The 12,945-nt window shown below is 59.9% G+C and carries 22 protein-coding genes; 1 reads left to right on the top strand and 21 read right to left on the bottom strand.

Translation table 11 applies throughout. The annotated features are described in order from the left end of the window. Nucleotides 1-5: 5 nt before the first annotated feature. The 8 genes from IE095_RS07375 to rplO form a co-directional block, all read right to left on the bottom strand. Nucleotides 6-1,376, bottom strand: coding sequence for a trypsin-like peptidase domain-containing protein (locus IE095_RS07375; protein ID WP_189410994.1), 1,371 nt, complete (start codon nt 1,374-1,376; stop codon nt 6-8). A 123-nt stretch (nt 1,377-1,499) separates the two neighbouring features. Then, a complete protein-coding gene (gene rplQ / locus IE095_RS07370; RefSeq protein ID WP_189410993.1) occupies nt 1,500-1,916 on the bottom strand; it encodes a 50S ribosomal protein L17 in 417 nt (138 codons plus the stop codon). Nucleotides 1,917-2,057: 141 nt separating this feature from the next. Then, entirely contained in the window at nt 2,058-3,074 is a 1,017-nt protein-coding gene (locus tag IE095_RS07365) for a DNA-directed RNA polymerase subunit alpha (RefSeq protein WP_189410992.1), read from the bottom strand. Between the two features lie 120 nt (nt 3,075-3,194). Further along, entirely contained in the window at nt 3,195-3,584 is a 390-nt protein-coding gene (gene rpsK / locus IE095_RS07360) for a 30S ribosomal protein S11 (RefSeq protein ID WP_189410991.1), read from the bottom strand. Between the two features lie 12 nt (nt 3,585-3,596). Next, on the bottom strand, nt 3,597-3,965 hold the full coding sequence (rpsM, locus tag IE095_RS07355) for a 30S ribosomal protein S13 (protein ID WP_189410990.1): 369 nt from the start codon (nt 3,963-3,965) through the stop codon (nt 3,597-3,599). A 172-nt stretch (nt 3,966-4,137) separates the two neighbouring features. Then, nucleotides 4,138-4,716, bottom strand: coding sequence for an adenylate kinase (locus IE095_RS07350; RefSeq protein WP_189410989.1), 579 nt, complete (start codon nt 4,714-4,716; stop codon nt 4,138-4,140). Nucleotides 4,717-4,743: 27 nt separating this feature from the next. After that, a complete protein-coding gene (gene secY / locus IE095_RS07345) occupies nt 4,744-6,105 on the bottom strand; it encodes a preprotein translocase subunit SecY (RefSeq protein WP_189410988.1) in 1,362 nt (453 codons plus the stop codon). A gap of 103 nt (nt 6,106-6,208) precedes the next feature. Next, nucleotides 6,209-6,688: a 50S ribosomal protein L15 gene (gene rplO / locus IE095_RS07340; protein WP_189410987.1), complete on the bottom strand. Its 480-nt coding sequence runs from the start codon at nt 6,686-6,688 to the stop codon at nt 6,209-6,211. Nucleotides 6,689-6,991: 303 nt separating this feature from the next. Between rplO and IE095_RS07335 the strand changes: the two genes are divergently transcribed. Beyond that, on the top strand, nt 6,992-7,198 hold the full coding sequence (locus tag IE095_RS07335) for a cold-shock protein (protein ID WP_189410986.1): 207 nt from the start codon (nt 6,992-6,994) through the stop codon (nt 7,196-7,198). Between the two features lie 113 nt (nt 7,199-7,311). Here the strand turns inward: IE095_RS07335 and IE095_RS07330 are convergent, their stop codons facing one another. The 13 genes from IE095_RS07330 to IE095_RS07270 all read right to left on the bottom strand — a co-directional run bounded on the left by IE095_RS07330 (nt 7,312) and on the right by IE095_RS07270 (nt 12,843). Further along, on the bottom strand, nt 7,312-7,749 hold the full coding sequence (locus IE095_RS07330; protein WP_189410985.1) for a GFA family protein: 438 nt from the start codon (nt 7,747-7,749) through the stop codon (nt 7,312-7,314). Nucleotides 7,750-7,880: 131 nt separating this feature from the next. Further along, nucleotides 7,881-8,072 carry a 50S ribosomal protein L30 gene (gene rpmD / locus IE095_RS07325; RefSeq protein WP_189410984.1) on the bottom strand — a complete coding sequence of 64 codons (192 nt, stop codon included), beginning with the start codon at nt 8,070-8,072 and terminating at the stop codon, nt 7,881-7,883. A 5-nt stretch (nt 8,073-8,077) separates the two neighbouring features. Further along, on the bottom strand, nt 8,078-8,662 hold the full coding sequence (gene rpsE, locus IE095_RS07320; protein ID WP_189410983.1) for a 30S ribosomal protein S5: 585 nt from the start codon (nt 8,660-8,662) through the stop codon (nt 8,078-8,080). A 10-nt stretch (nt 8,663-8,672) separates the two neighbouring features. After that, nucleotides 8,673-9,032: a 50S ribosomal protein L18 gene (rplR, locus tag IE095_RS07315; RefSeq protein WP_189410982.1), complete on the bottom strand. Its 360-nt coding sequence runs from the start codon at nt 9,030-9,032 to the stop codon at nt 8,673-8,675. Nucleotides 9,033-9,044: 12 nt separating this feature from the next. Next, nucleotides 9,045-9,578 (bottom strand): 50S ribosomal protein L6, encoded by a 534-nt coding sequence (gene rplF / locus IE095_RS07310; RefSeq protein ID WP_189410981.1) that lies wholly within the window; start codon nt 9,576-9,578, stop codon nt 9,045-9,047. A gap of 14 nt (nt 9,579-9,592) precedes the next feature. After that, nucleotides 9,593-9,991, bottom strand: a complete 399-nt coding sequence (rpsH, locus tag IE095_RS07305) for a 30S ribosomal protein S8 (protein ID WP_189410980.1) — start codon at nt 9,989-9,991, stop codon at nt 9,593-9,595. A gap of 15 nt (nt 9,992-10,006) precedes the next feature. Then, complete coding sequence (rpsN, locus tag IE095_RS07300) at nt 10,007-10,312, bottom strand: 30S ribosomal protein S14 (RefSeq protein ID WP_189410979.1); 306 nt, start codon at nt 10,310-10,312, stop codon at nt 10,007-10,009. A gap of 17 nt (nt 10,313-10,329) precedes the next feature. After that, the gene (rplE, locus tag IE095_RS07295) at nt 10,330-10,890 is read right to left on the bottom strand and encodes a 50S ribosomal protein L5 (RefSeq protein WP_189410978.1); all 561 of its coding nucleotides are present in this window, start codon (nt 10,888-10,890) and stop codon (nt 10,330-10,332) included. Further along, the gene (gene rplX / locus IE095_RS07290; RefSeq protein WP_189410977.1) at nt 10,890-11,195 is read right to left on the bottom strand and encodes a 50S ribosomal protein L24; all 306 of its coding nucleotides are present in this window, start codon (nt 11,193-11,195) and stop codon (nt 10,890-10,892) included. Before rplX ends, rplE begins: the two co-directional genes overlap by 1 nt. Then, nucleotides 11,195-11,563, bottom strand: coding sequence for a 50S ribosomal protein L14 (gene rplN, locus IE095_RS07285; RefSeq protein ID WP_013066055.1), 369 nt, complete (start codon nt 11,561-11,563; stop codon nt 11,195-11,197). The genes rplX and rplN overlap by 1 nt, the downstream gene beginning before the upstream one ends. 53 nt (nt 11,564-11,616) lie before the next feature. Beyond that, complete coding sequence (gene rpsQ, locus IE095_RS07280) at nt 11,617-11,856, bottom strand: 30S ribosomal protein S17 (protein ID WP_189410976.1); 240 nt, start codon at nt 11,854-11,856, stop codon at nt 11,617-11,619. A 10-nt stretch (nt 11,857-11,866) separates the two neighbouring features. Next, the gene (gene rpmC / locus IE095_RS07275; protein WP_189411241.1) at nt 11,867-12,067 is read right to left on the bottom strand and encodes a 50S ribosomal protein L29; all 201 of its coding nucleotides are present in this window, start codon (nt 12,065-12,067) and stop codon (nt 11,867-11,869) included. Between the two features lie 248 nt (nt 12,068-12,315). Further along, complete coding sequence (locus IE095_RS07270; protein WP_189410975.1) at nt 12,316-12,843, bottom strand: DUF4304 domain-containing protein; 528 nt, start codon at nt 12,841-12,843, stop codon at nt 12,316-12,318. Nucleotides 12,844-12,945 lie beyond the last annotated feature (102 nt).

Raw genomic sequence — 12,945 nt, 5'->3', positions numbered from 1 at the left:
CCGCCCTAAAACCGAAACCCGATCCGCAACGGCTGTCCGCCGCGCACCACATCAATCACCCACCGGCGGCTGGACAGTCCCGCCGCCGCCAGCACCTCCTGCGGGCTGCCGACCGGCAGGCCGTTGATCGCCACGATCACATCCCCCGGCCGCAACCCCGACCGCGCCGCATAGCTTTCAAGCGCGATCACCACCACCCCCTCTGCCGTCGCCTCCAGATCAAAATCCGCCGCCACGCGCGGGTTCACCCGCGCCACCGTCAGCCCCTGCAAGGCGACATCCCCCATCACCGTGGCCGGTTCCGCCGCAGGCACATCCGGCGGCGCGATCAGCGTCAGCGACGCGACTAACGCCGCGCCTTCCCGCACATAGCCCACATCCACCATCGCCCCGATTCCCGCCGCCGACATGTGGAAAATCGCCTCTTGCGGGCTGCCCACCGGCTGATTGTTCAGGGACACGATCACATCGCCCGGCCGCAGCCCCGCCTTGGCAAAAGGGCTTTCCGGATGCAGTTCCGAAATCACCATCCCCTCGGGCCGCACCATCCCTAAAGCATCCGCCAGCGCCGCATCCACCGGCTGCCCTGTCATCCCCGCCCAAGGCCGCTGGAACCGGCTTTCCCCCGCCTGCGCTTGGTCGATAAAGCTCCGCAGCAGGTTCGACGGAATTGCAAAGCCGATCCCGTTCGACCCGCCCCCCCGCGACAGGATCGCCGTGTTGATCCCCACCAATTGCCCCTGCATATCCACCAAGGCCCCACCCGAATTGCCCGGATTGATCGCCGCGTCCGTCTGCAAGAACAGCCCCCGACCCGACCCAATCGACAATCCTGACCGCGCCGTCGCCGAAATGATCCCCGACGACACCGTTTGCCCCACCCCGAACGGGTTCCCGATGGCCAGCACCAGATCGCCCACCTCCAGCGTATCACTGTCCCGCAACGGCAAGACCGGCAGATCCGCCGCCCCCGCCAGTTTCAGCACCGCCAGATCACTGTCCTTGTCCGCCAGCAGAACCTCGGCCTGAAACTCCCGCTTGTCGGTCAGAACCACCCGGATTTCCGTCGCGTTTTCGATCACGTGATAGTTCGACACCACCACCCCATCCGCCCCGACAATCACCCCCGACCCCAGCGCGTTTTCCAACCGGGCCGAGCCCTGCATATTGCCAAAGAAATCTTGAAAGAACGGATCGCCCGCAAAGGGCCCCCGATCCTGCACCACCACCGTCGCATAGATGTTCACCACCGCTGGTGCTGCCATCTTCACCACCGGCGCAAAGGACAGGGTGATCTGCCCCTGACTTTCCGGCACCTCTTGCGCCAGCAGAGGCAGCGGCCACAGCGACAGACAAAACGCGAGGACAAGACGCATCGAACAGACCTCTCGGCTGGAATTTGCGCCCAGATATGGGCTGCCCCCCTGCCCCGCGCAACCCCGCCCCAATGCAAAAGGCCCGGGCTAAACCCGGGCCTTTTCACAATCTTGCGAAAGCAATCAGCCTTCGACTTCTTCAGCCGCCACACGCGCCTTGTCGGCCGCGCCCTTGGCGCTGGTGTCGCGGTCCACGAATTCGATGATCGCCATCGGCGCCATGTCACCATAACGGAAACCGGCTTTCAGAACGCGCACGTAGCCGCCCTGACGGTCCTTGTAACGCGGCCCCAGGATTTCGAACAGACGGGCCACATACTGGTCTTGCTTCAGCTGCGCCGCAGCCTGACGCCGCGCATGCAGATCGCCGCGTTTCGCCAGCGTGATCAGCTTTTCGATGATCGGACGCAGTTCCTTGGCTTTCGGCAAGGTCGTCTTGATCTGCTCGTGTTCAATCAACGAACCCGCCATGTTCGCGAACAGCGCCTTGCGGTGTTCGTGGGTCCGGTTCAGACGGCGGTAACCGCTCGAGTGACGCATGGGTATCTCCTATCAACGTCGTTTTGCTTTGTCCGGCGGGCCTACGATTGGTCCCGCTCACCTTGGGGCTTTTGGCCCGGTTGTTCCCCGGTCATCCGGGCATTTGGTGGAAGATGGGCAGATTGCCCATCCTACCTATTCTCAAAACTGGTCTTCGAACCGCTTCGCCAGATCTTCGATGTTTTCCGGCGGCCAGTTTTCCACATCCATACCCAGATGCAGACCCATGCCCGACAGCACTTCTTTGATCTCGTTCAGCGACTTCCGCCCAAAGTTCGGCGTCCGCAGCATTTCCGCTTCGGTCTTCTGGATCAGATCGCCGATATAAACGATGTTGTCGTTCTTCAGGCAGTTTGCCGAACGCACCGACAGTTCCAGCTCGTCCACCTTCTTCAGCAGCAGCGGGTTGAACTCCAACCCGTCGTCCGCGTCATGCCGATGCGCCGCTTCCGGCTCGTCAAAGTTCACGAACACAGCCAGCTGATCCTGAAGAATCCGCGCCGCATAGGCCACAGCATCCTCCGGCGTCAGCGCGCCATTCGTTTCGATCTTCATCGTCAGCTTGTCATAGTCCAGCACCTGCCCCTCACGGGTCGGCTGCACTTCATAGCTTACCTTTTTCACCGGCGAATAGATCGCATCGATCGGCATCAACCCAATCGGCGCATCTTCCGGACGGTTCTTTTCAGCGCTGACATAGCCCTTGCCGGTCGAAACCGTCAGTTCCATGAACACATCCGCCCCATCGTCCAGATGGCAGATCACATGGTCCTTGTTCAGAACCTCGATCCCGTTCGTTTCGCTGATGTCGCCCGCCGTCACAACGCCCGGACCTTTCGCCGAAATCGACAGGCGCTTCGGCCCTTCGACTTCCATCTTCAGCGAAACGCCCTTCAGGTTCAGCACGATGTCGGTCACGTCTTCACGAACGCCCGCCACGCTGGAAAATTCATGCAGAACGTTGTCAATCTGCACGCTGGTGATCGCAGCGCCTTGCAGGCTGCCCATCAGCACGCGACGCAGCGCGTTGCCCAGCGTCAGGCCGAAGCCCCGCTCCAGCGGTTCGGCAATGACCGTTGCCGTCCGTGCGGCGTCCGGCCCCGGTTTCACCACCAGTTGCGACGGCTTGATCAGTTCGGCCCAGTTCTTATGGATCATGCTTCAGCCTCCATTCTTGTCACCTGCCCCATGTCCACTAGGTAAGTGACGTCCGAGGTTCAGAAATAGCGAAAACCGGGCCATGCGGATTGCCGCAGGGCCCGGGTCAATACAGTCAAATCAGACGCGCCGACGCTTGGGCGGACGGCAGCCGTTGTGCGCCAAAGGCGTCACGTCGCGGATGGACGAGATGTTGAAACCAACAGCCGCCAGCGCGCGCAGCGCCGATTCACGGCCCGAACCCGGGCCTTGAACTTCAACTTCCAGCGTTTTCACGCCATGTTCCTGGGCCTTGCGGCCAGCGTCTTCGGCGGCCATCTGGGCGGCATAGGGGGTCGATTTCCGCGAACCCTTAAAGCCCATGGTCCCGGCCGACGACCAGGAAATGGCATTGCCCTGAACGTCCGAGATCAGGATTTTCGTGTTGTTGAACGACGAATTCACATGTGCCACGCCAGCGGCAATGTTCTTGCGTTCTTTCTTTTTGGTCCGAGTTTTATCGCGTGCCATTGTCCCGTCCCCTTATTTCTTCTTGCCGGCAATAGCCTTCGCCGGGCCTTTGCGGGTCCGTGCGTTGGTATGCGTGCGCTGACCGCGGACAGGCAGGTTGCGGCGATGACGCAGACCGCGATAGCAGCCCAGGTCCATCAGACGCTTGACGTTCATGCTGACTTCGCGGCGCAGGTCGCCTTCGACGGTCAGGTTTGCGTCAATATATTCGCGGATCGCCAGGACTTCGGCATCCGACAACTGGTTGACCCGACGGGCCCGGTCGATACCGACCGATTCGCAGATCAGTTCGGCGTTATGCGGACCGATACCAGCAATATACTGAAGGGCGATGGGAACCCGCTTCGCCGTCGGGATGTTAACGCCAGCAATACGTGCCACGCGTGTATTCCTTCATGTTGCGGTTCCGTGATGCCGGAACCTTTTTTCACAACTGCAACGGGCAGGCCCGTTGCGCTTCTTCCGCCAGTTCACGATGTGAGGGGCGATTCCCTTGCGGGACGCCGTGCATTAAGGGGTTTTCCCCCATGCGTCAAGCGTCCGCGCGTTGCTTTCAGGTTCTGTCAAGAACTTTCGCAATGGCCTCGCCGACTTCTGCCATCGAGGCCATGCCGTCCACCTGCCGCAGGTCACCCTTGGCATAGTAATAGCCCGTCAGCGGCGCGGTTTTCTTGTAATATTCCCGCAGACGCCCCGCAAAGACTTCCGGATTGTCATCCGCCCGCACGGGCTGCCCAGCCGCCGCCGATTCTTCGGCCCGCCGCACGATCCGTGCCACCAAAGCCTCGTCATCCACCACCAGTTCGATCACGGCATCCAGCTTTTGCCCTTTGCGGGCCAGCAGTTCGCCCAGGGCATCCGCCTGTTTCAGCGTCCGGGGAAAGCCGTCAAAGATAAAGCCCGACCCGCCCTGGGCCAGTTTTTCCTCGATCAGGCCAATCACGATCTCATCGGTCACCAGATGGCCCTTGTCCATCACCTCGGCCACCCTGCGGCCCATTTCGGTGCCGCTCGATTTCGCTTCCCGCAGCATGTCCCCGGTGGACAATTGGACCATCGCCCGTTCGTCCACCAGTTTCTTCGCCTGCGTCCCCTTCCCTGCGCCGGGCGGACCCAGCAGAATGATGTTCACCACGACCTATCCTCGTCCCTGTCGTTGCTAGCGCCGTGTCGGCGTCTTGCTGCCCGTCGTCCGCTTCCGTCCCCGCAATTGCGACCGTTCGATCAGACCTTCATACTGATGCGCCAGCATATGCGACTGAACCTGGTTGATCGTGTCCATCGTCACACTCACCACGATCAGAACGGAAGTCCCACCAAAGTAGAACGGAATGCCCAGTTCGGTCCGCAGAATTTCCGGCAGCAGACAGACCAGCGCCAGATAGCCCGAACCCACCACCAGAACCCGGTCCACCACATAGCGCAGATATTCTTCGGTCTTCTTGCCCGGCTTGATCCCCGGCACGAACCCGCTTTGCTTTTGCAGGTTGTCCGCCACTTCTTCGGTCTTGAAGCTGACGTTGTGCGTGTAGAAATACGAGAAGAAGATGATCAGCCCGGCAAAGAACGCCAGATGCAAGATCTGCCCCGGCCCCAGATAGGCCATGATCGTCGACAGGATCGGGCTTGTCGTCGTGTCCGAAAAGGTCGCAATCGTCGTCGGCAGCAGCAGCAAGGACGACGCAAAGATCGCCGGGATAACCCCTGCCGGGTTCACCTTGATCGGCAGATTCGACGAGTTCGCATCATAGAACTTCATCCCCACCTGACGGCGCGGATATTGGATGTGAATCTTCCGCAGCGCCCGCTCCATAAAGACCACAAAGGCCATCACCACGACCACCATCACAAAGACGCCCACGATCACCGCCGGCGAAATCGCCCCCGAACGCCCTTGGCTCAGGAACTGCACCAAAGCCGCCGGAATTTCCGCCACGATCCCCACAAAGATGATCAGCGAAATGCCGTTGCCGATGCCCCGCGCCGTGATCTGCTCACCCAGCCACATCAGGAACATCGTGCCCCCGACCAGCGTGATCATCACACCCGCGATAAAGAAAATCCCCGGATCATGCGCCAGACCCTGCGCTTCCATCCCCACGGCCAAGCCGTAAGCTTGGAACGTCCCCAGCAGCACCGTGCCATAGCGCGTGTACTGGTTGATCTTTTTCCGCCCCTGTTCGCCCTCTTTCTTTAGGTTCTCCCAGGCCGGGATCATCGATGTCAGCAACTGCACGATGATCGACGCGCTGATATAGGGCATGATCCCCAGCGCAAAGATCCCCATCCGCGTCAGCGCACCCCCGGTGAACATGGCCAGCATGCCCCCCAAGCCGCCGCTCACATCCGCCACGAAGTTCCGCAGCGCCGTGCCATCAATCCCCGGCACCGGGATATACGTCCCCAACCGATAGATGATCAAAAGACCAATGGTGAACCAGATGCGCTGTTTCAGCTCGGTCGCTTTGCCAAGCGCCCCCCAGCTGAGGTTTGCGGCCATTTGTTCGGCAGCTGAAGCCATGATGCAACGTCTCTTTCATGACAGCGCCGCCAAGCCGGTCTTCCGGTTGGCGGCGCAGGAAAACTTTAGTTCATGTAAGCGGTCAAAAGCCCGCTCACAAGCGTTATTCGCCCTTCGGCGCCAGCGGTGCCTTCACGGTCAGCTTGCCACCGGCTTTTTCCACCATTTCGATGGCCCCAGCCGAAGCACCCGTCACGTTCAGCGTAATTTTCGACGTCAGTTCGCCCTTGCCCAGAACCCGCACACCATCGCGCGGATGCGAGGTCAGGCCCGAGGACACCAGGATCGCATCCGTGATTTCCACTTTCGCGTCCAGCTTGCCTGCGTCGATGAATTTCTGGATCAGGCCCAGGTTCACCACCGCATATTCCTTGCGGTTCGGCTTGTTAAAGCCGCGCTTCGGCAGGCGGCGATACAACGGCATCTGACCGCCTTCATAGCCGCCCAAAGCGACGCCCGAACGCGATTTCTGACCCTTGATCCCGCGGCCAGCGGTTTTGCCCTTGCCCGAGCCCGGACCGCGCGCCACGCGTTTTTGCTTTTTGGCGGCGCCGGGATTGTCGGAAAGTTCATGCAGTTTCATGTCGCAACTCCTTGGCCGGAACGACCCTACCTGCGACGGATGGGGCCAACACGGCATTTTTTGATGATTCTGTGACGCAAGGCCACCGGGGGCGTATAGGGGAAAGCCCCACAGCCTTCAAGCCACTCCTTGCGCGAAGTCCCCCACCGAATGCGCCTTGTTTATCGCAGCCAATCCACCTACATGAGCCTTGCTTAGATTCTTCTTTCGACCTCCTGTCTCCTCACGGCTTCAGTTGCGACTCTGACGACACTGGCCGGGCCACCGCAATCCTGTGGGTGGCATTTTACAGGAGACAACACGATGGCCACTGGCACCGTGAAATGGTTCAACACCACCAAAGGCTTCGGCTTTATCGCCCCGACCGGCGGCAGCAAGGACGTTTTCGTCCACATCACCGCTCTGGAACGCGCCGGCATCCGCCAGCTGAATGACGGCCAAGCCGTCACCTTCGACGTCGAAGCCGACCGCAACGGCCGCGAATCGGCTGTGAACCTGTCGCTGGCCTAAGCCTCGACCGGACGGACTTTGAAACGGGGGCGACGCCAGTCGCCCCCGTTTTGCATTGGGGGGGGGGCGCGATCTGGCGCAGGTCTGGGCTCGCCCCGACTCCACACCGCCCCTCACCCCCCCTTCGGCCAAACAAACTCCGGCCGCAGCCCCTCATAGACTGGCCGCCCATCGTCCGGCTTCGCATAGCCCTTCGACGCGTCATAAAACGCGTGGTAACTCGCCGCCGGAAAACCCGCCACGTCATAGCCCATCACATTCGGCACCGCCACGCGGATGCGCTTCTGCTTGTCGTCCAGCATAATCGCCGCCCCGCAATCGGCGCAGGTGCACAGCTCCAACGGCCCATTCGGATTGTCCTTGTTGAACGGCTGCCGCGCCAGCTTTTCCGGATGATCCACCGTCAGATCGCCATAGTTGAAAAACGCCACATGCGTTGTCTGCTGCCCCGTCACCCCTTTGCAGACATTGCAGTGACAGATGTGGTTATCAATCGGCCCATGCAGCGCCGTCACATGCACATGCGCGCAGCCCCCGGACAATTCGGCCATCTTCGCCTCCCTGTTCATCGCCTCCTCTGCGACGCCCCAAGGATAACATGCCAACCCGCAAACGCAAAACGCCCCACCTTTCGGCAGGGCGTTCGCAATATGTGGGATGGGCCATCGGCCCATCATCCCGATTAGCCGCGCTCTTCGATGATCTCGACGAGGTGGCGGATCGAGTGGACCATGCCGCGCACGGAAGGCGTATCTTCCAGTTCGCGGGTGCGGTTCATCTTGTTCAGGCCCAGGCCTTTCAGCGTGGCGGTCTGCACAGCCGGACGGCGCGCGGCCGAACGGATCTGTTTCACAACGATGGTTTTCTTCGCCATGATGCTCAGGCCTCCACAGCTTCAGCCGTTTCCGGCTTCTTCAGGATTTCGGCCACTTTCTTGCCGCGGCGTGCCGCGACCTGACGAGGGCTGGTTTCCTTGGTCAGACCATCGATGGTCGCCCGGATCATGTTGTAGGGGTTTTGCGACCCGATGGATTTCGCCACCACGTCTTGCAACCCCAACATCTCGAACACGGCGCGCATCGGACCACCGGCGATGATGCCGGTCCCCGCAACCGCAGCCCGCATCACGACTTTCCCGGCGCCGTGGCGGCCTTCCATGTCGTGGTGCAGCGTCCGCGCGTCTTTCAACGGCACGCGGATCAGCTGGCGCTTGGCCTGTTCCGTTGCCTTGCGGATCGCCTCGGGCACCTCTTTCGCCTTGCCCTTGCCAAAGCCCACACGGCCACGCTGGTCGCCGACAACCACCAAAGCTGCAAAGCCAAAGCGTTTGCCGCCTTTCACGGTTTTCGACACCCGATTGATCGCCACGAGACGATCGGCGAATTCCGGAGTTTCCTCGGCGCGGTCGCGGCGATCATCGCCCTTGCGCTCGCCCCGATCCCGGCGTTGTTCACGTTCTGCCATCATCGTCTCCTTAGAACTTCAGGCCGCCTTCACGGGCAGCATCGGCCAAAGCCTTGATCTTCCCGTGAAAGAGGAAACCACCGCGGTCGAAATAGCATTCTTCGACACCGGCCTTCTTCGCCCGCTCCGCGATAGCGGCCCCAATCTTGGTGGCCGCTTCCACGTTGTTCTTGCCAACCAAGCCGAACTCTTTTTCCAGAGTCGAGGCCGCGGCCAGCGTCACGCCACGAACGTCGTCGATCAGCTGAACGCTGATGTTCTTGGACGAACGGTGCACCGACAGGCGTGCGCGGCCTGCCGACATTTTCTTCAACTTGTTCCGAACGCGCAAACGGCGCTTGAGGAACAGCTCTCTTTTCGTACTTGCCATCTCTCTCGCCCTTTACTTCTTCTTGCCTTCCTTGCGGAAGATATACTCATCCTTATAGCGGATGCCCTTGCCCTTATAGGGCTCCGGCTTTTTCCACTCGCGGATGTTCGCGGCCACTTGGCCGACCAGCTGTTGGTCGATGCCTTCCACGACGATCTCGGTCTGCTTCGGAGCGGTGATGGTCACCCCCTTCGGCGTCTCAAAGTTCACTTCGTGGCTGTAGCCCAGCGAAAGTTTCAGAACATTGCCAGCCATCGCGGCGCGGTAACCCACACCTTGAATTTCCAGCTCTTTCTTGAAACCCGTGGTCACACCGGTCACCAGGTTTTCCACCATCGACCGGGTCATGCCCCACTGCTGACGCGCCCGTTTGGACGTGCCGCGCGGGGTGACCTTGACCGCGTCGTTTTCCATCGACAGGGTCACATCGTCGGTCGCCGTAAAGCTCCGGGTGCCTTTCGGCCCCTTCACTTCGATGGTCTGGCCGCTGATCGAGGCGGAAACGCCCTTCACCAGCGAGACGGGCTTTTTACCGATACGAGACATATCGCAGGCCCCCCTTAGAACACGGTGCAGAGCACTTCGCCGCCAACATTGGCGGACCGTGCAGCTGCATCGGACATGACACCTTTCGGCGTCGAAACAATGGAAACACCCAGACCATTGCGGACCGTCGGGATCTCGTTCACGCCCATATAGACGCGACGGCCCGGTTTGGACACACGCTGGATGGTGCGGATGACGGGCGTACCTTCATAGTATTTCAGGCTGATCACCAGTTCACCCTGGCCATTCGCAGTGTCTTTCCGCTCATAGCCCCGGATATAGCCTTCTGCGCTCAGCACATCCAACACCCAGGCCCGCAGCTTCGAAGCCGGGGTCGACACGGTGGACTTGCCGCGCATCTGCGCGTTCCGGATACGGGTCAGCATATCGCCGAGAGGATCGTTCACAGACATCTGTTCTCCCTCCCCTTACCAGCTCGACTTGACCATGCCCGGGATCTGACCAAACGAGGCCAGGTCACGCAGCATGATGCGCGAGAGTTTCAGCTTGCGGTAATAGGCGTGCGGACGCCCCGTCAGCTGGCAACGGTTGTGAATGCGGGTTGCCGAAGAATTGCGCGGCAGGCCAGCCAGCTTCAGCTGGGCCTTGAAACGCTGCTCCATCGGCAGATCTTTGTTCCGCGCGACTTCTTTCAACGCGGCGCGCTTTGCGGAATACACCTTCACCAGGTGCGCCCGCTTCAGCTCGCGCTCGATCATGGATTTTTTCGCCATATCTCTTTCTCCCGCGCTCAGGCCATGAACGGCATGTTGAATTGCTTCAACAGCGCCTTGGCTTCCGCGTCGGTTCTCGCGGTGGTGCAGATGATGATGTCCATCCCCAAAACGTCGTCGATCTTGTCGAAGTCGATTTCCGGGAAAACGATCTGTTCTTTCAGGCCCATCGCATAGTTGCCACGGCCGTCAAACGACGTGCCCTTCACGCCACGGAAGTCACGGACCCGCGGCAGCGCGATGTTGATCAGACGGTCCAGGAATTCGTACATCCGGTCCCCACGCAGCGTGACTTTGCAGCCCAGCGGCATTTCTTCCCGCACGCGGAAACCCGCGATCGAATTCTTGGCCTTCGTGATCACGGCTTTCTGACCCGCGATCAGCGTCAACTGCTCAGCCGCAGTCTTCACCTTCTTCGTGTCTTTCACCGCTTCGCCGACACCCATGTTCAGGACAATCTTGTCCAGCTTGGGAATCTGCATCTCGTTCTTGTAACCGAACTCGGCCTTCAAGGCCGCACGGATGCTTGCCTTGTACTGCGCTTTCAGGCGCGGCGTATAGGTTGCTGCGTCCAACATCAGATCACCTCGCCGGTCGTCTTGGCGTAGCGCACCTTCTTGTCACCTTCCATGCGGAAGCCAACGCGAGTCGCTTTGCCGTTCTTGTCCAGGATTGCCAGGTTCGACAGGTCGATCGGCATCGCTTTCGGCAGACGGCCGCCTTGCGACGTGGCCGATTGCTTCGTGTGACGGATCGCGATGTTCACGCCATCGACAACAGCTTTGTTGTCTTTCGGCGACACCGACGAAATCTCGCCCTGCTTGCCTTTGTCTTTGCCCGTCAGGACAACGACCTTGTCACCTTTTTTCAGCTTGGCGGCCATTACAGCACCTCCGGAGCGAGCGAGATGATTTTCATGAAGTTCTTCGCCCGCAGCTCACGCACGACCGGCCCAAAGATACGCGTGCCCACCGGTTCACCCTGGTTGTTCAGGATCACGGCAGCGTTGCGGTCAAAGCGGATGGCGGTGCCGTCTTCACGGCGAACTTCTTTGGCAGTGCGAACGACAACGGCTTTACGCACGTCGCCCTTTTTGACACGGCCTTTCGGAATAGCTTCCTTGACCGACACCACAATGATGTCGCCCACAGAAGCATAACGGCGGTGCGAACCGCCCAGAACCTTGATGCACTGAACCCGGCGAGCGCCGGAGTTGTCAGCAACATCCAGATTGGTCTGCATCTGGATCATAGTGTTACTCCCGACCTTTGGGGACCAGCCCCAGGGTTTCGTTCAGAAGTGCCTTAAGCCGAAGCTTCCAGCACAACCGTCCAACGTTTCGTTTTCGAGATGGGGGCGCATTCCTGGATACGGACGGCGTCACCAACCTTGAACTTGTTCTCCGGGTCATGGGCCCGGTATTTCTTCGACTTCCGCACCGTCTTTTGCAGCAGCGGGTGCTTAAAGCGGCGCTCGACCAGAACGGTGATCGTTTGCTCGTTCTTGTCCGAGGTCACGGTGCCTTGCAGGATACGTTTCGGCATGGCTTTCCCCTCAGTTCGCAGCTTCGGTGGCTTTTTGGGCCAGCACGGTTTTGATACGGGCCACGTCACGACGGACGGCACGCATACGGGCGGTGTTTTCAAGCTGACCGGTGGCTTGCTGGAAGCGCAGGTTGAACGCTTCTTTCTTCAGCGCAACCAGGCTGTCACGCAGCTGGTCGGGCGTCTTGGTCTTCAGTTCCGTGGCGTTCATCGCGCCTTTTCCTTTTTCAATCATCAGACGGCCCCTTGAAAAGGGTCACCGTGGACCTGATGGATCAATGACAAACCAACGATTCGCGGGCAGGCCCGGAATCGCGGATGCGGTCACATAGGGGAAGGGGGTGGGGTTGGCAAGACAAAACCGGGAAATTTCAGTTCTTTTGCCAGTTCGCGCAGATAGTTTGCCATTCGGCCGTCATTTGCAAGTTCAGCCTTTGCGATGCCTTCAAGCCGCACGTTCTAGGAGGCATCTGGTTGCCCTCGGGCATTCAGTATGATGGCCTCTATGACGCTTGGGTGGTACGGAATGTAGGGAACAACGACGTCACACTGGCGAATATGCGCAAGGATTTGATCCCGCCGGGAAAAGCTTGCAAGAAACGGAAGTCCAGTCTTCGCGAGGATGGCTTCCATTTCAGACCGCAAACCGGCGGCGCCTTGGGTAGGCCACCAAACGTCCTGCCCTCCAGTCGCAAGCATCCCAAGGCGGGCTTGGATGTGACAATCAACATCACTCACTTTGTCGATTGGTCTCTCAGGCTGAAAATGTCTGTGAACTTCTGGAATGGCGACGCCCAGGTTGACAGCAAATTGCCCCTCATCGGCGCTCCCAAACGAAGACTTTTGGAACTGGACAACCTGCGTCAGACCATCATCTGTCACACGACGGAAGTAGTTGCCGTTCTTCTTGAATTTTTCGTCAGCCATGAAGGGCTTGAGCAAAAGCAGCAGATCGCCAAGCTCAATGGAAGCGGTTGTCTTTGCCATGACCTTATTCCGTTGCGGTCGTGAGAGAGCGGTCTGTAGGGTGGGTGCCAACCCACCATATCGGCAAACTCGCGACCATCTCACAGTGAATCGTAGCATGCC

The sequence above is a fragment of the Neogemmobacter tilapiae genome (assembly GCF_014652215.1).
GTDB lineage: Bacteria > Pseudomonadota > Alphaproteobacteria > Rhodobacterales > Rhodobacteraceae > Neogemmobacter > Neogemmobacter tilapiae.
The sequence above is the reverse complement of the archived record's forward strand: the minus strand, read 5'-3'. Positions and strand labels throughout refer to the sequence as shown.

Excerpts from the sequence above, each read along its gene's own strand:
- rplR (WP_189410982.1), bottom strand. The coding sequence starts at position 9,032 with ATGGCAAGTACGAAAAGAGAGCTGTTCCTCAAGCGCCGTTTGCGCGTT.
- IE095_RS07375 (WP_189410994.1), bottom strand. The coding sequence starts at position 1,376 with ATGCGTCTTGTCCTCGCGTTTTGTCTGTCGCTGTGGCCGCTGCCTCTG.
- rpsH (WP_189410980.1), bottom strand. The coding sequence starts at position 9,991 with ATGTCTGTGAACGATCCTCTCGGCGATATGCTGACCCGTATCCGGAAC.
- rplQ (WP_189410993.1), bottom strand. The coding sequence starts at position 1,916 with ATGCGTCACTCGAGCGGTTACCGCCGTCTGAACCGGACCCACGAACAC.
- IE095_RS07330 (WP_189410985.1), bottom strand. The coding sequence starts at position 7,749 with ATGGCCGAATTGTCCGGGGGCTGCGCGCATGTGCATGTGACGGCGCTG.
- rplX (WP_189410977.1), bottom strand. The coding sequence starts at position 11,195 with ATGGCCGCCAAGCTGAAAAAAGGTGACAAGGTCGTTGTCCTGACGGGC.
- rpmD (WP_189410984.1), bottom strand. The coding sequence starts at position 8,072 with ATGGCGAAGAAAACCATCGTTGTGAAACAGATCCGTTCGGCCGCGCGC.
- rpsK (WP_189410991.1), bottom strand. The coding sequence starts at position 3,584 with ATGGCACGCGATAAAACTCGGACCAAAAAGAAAGAACGCAAGAACATT.
- rplF (WP_189410981.1), bottom strand. The coding sequence starts at position 9,578 with ATGTCTCGTATCGGTAAAAAGCCCGTCTCGCTGGTGAAGGGCGTTTCC.
- IE095_RS07335 (WP_189410986.1), top strand. The coding sequence starts at position 6,992 with ATGGCCACTGGCACCGTGAAATGGTTCAACACCACCAAAGGCTTCGGC.
- rpsQ (WP_189410976.1), bottom strand. The coding sequence starts at position 11,856 with ATGCCGAAACGTATCCTGCAAGGCACCGTGACCTCGGACAAGAACGAG.
- rplN (WP_013066055.1), bottom strand. The coding sequence starts at position 11,563 with ATGATCCAGATGCAGACCAATCTGGATGTTGCTGACAACTCCGGCGCT.
- rplO (WP_189410987.1), bottom strand. The coding sequence starts at position 6,688 with ATGAAACTGCATGAACTTTCCGACAATCCCGGCGCCGCCAAAAAGCAA.
- secY (WP_189410988.1), bottom strand. The coding sequence starts at position 6,105 with ATGGCTTCAGCTGCCGAACAAATGGCCGCAAACCTCAGCTGGGGGGCG.
- rpmC (WP_189411241.1), bottom strand. The coding sequence starts at position 12,067 with ATGAACGCCACGGAACTGAAGACCAAGACGCCCGACCAGCTGCGTGAC.
- rplE (WP_189410978.1), bottom strand. The coding sequence starts at position 10,890 with ATGTTGGACGCAGCAACCTATACGCCGCGCCTGAAAGCGCAGTACAAG.
- IE095_RS07365 (WP_189410992.1), bottom strand. The coding sequence starts at position 3,074 with ATGATCCATAAGAACTGGGCCGAACTGATCAAGCCGTCGCAACTGGTG.
- IE095_RS07270 (WP_189410975.1), bottom strand. The coding sequence starts at position 12,843 with ATGGCAAAGACAACCGCTTCCATTGAGCTTGGCGATCTGCTGCTTTTG.
- rpsN (WP_189410979.1), bottom strand. The coding sequence starts at position 10,312 with ATGGCGAAAAAATCCATGATCGAGCGCGAGCTGAAGCGGGCGCACCTG.
- rpsE (WP_189410983.1), bottom strand. The coding sequence starts at position 8,662 with ATGGCAGAACGTGAACAACGCCGGGATCGGGGCGAGCGCAAGGGCGAT.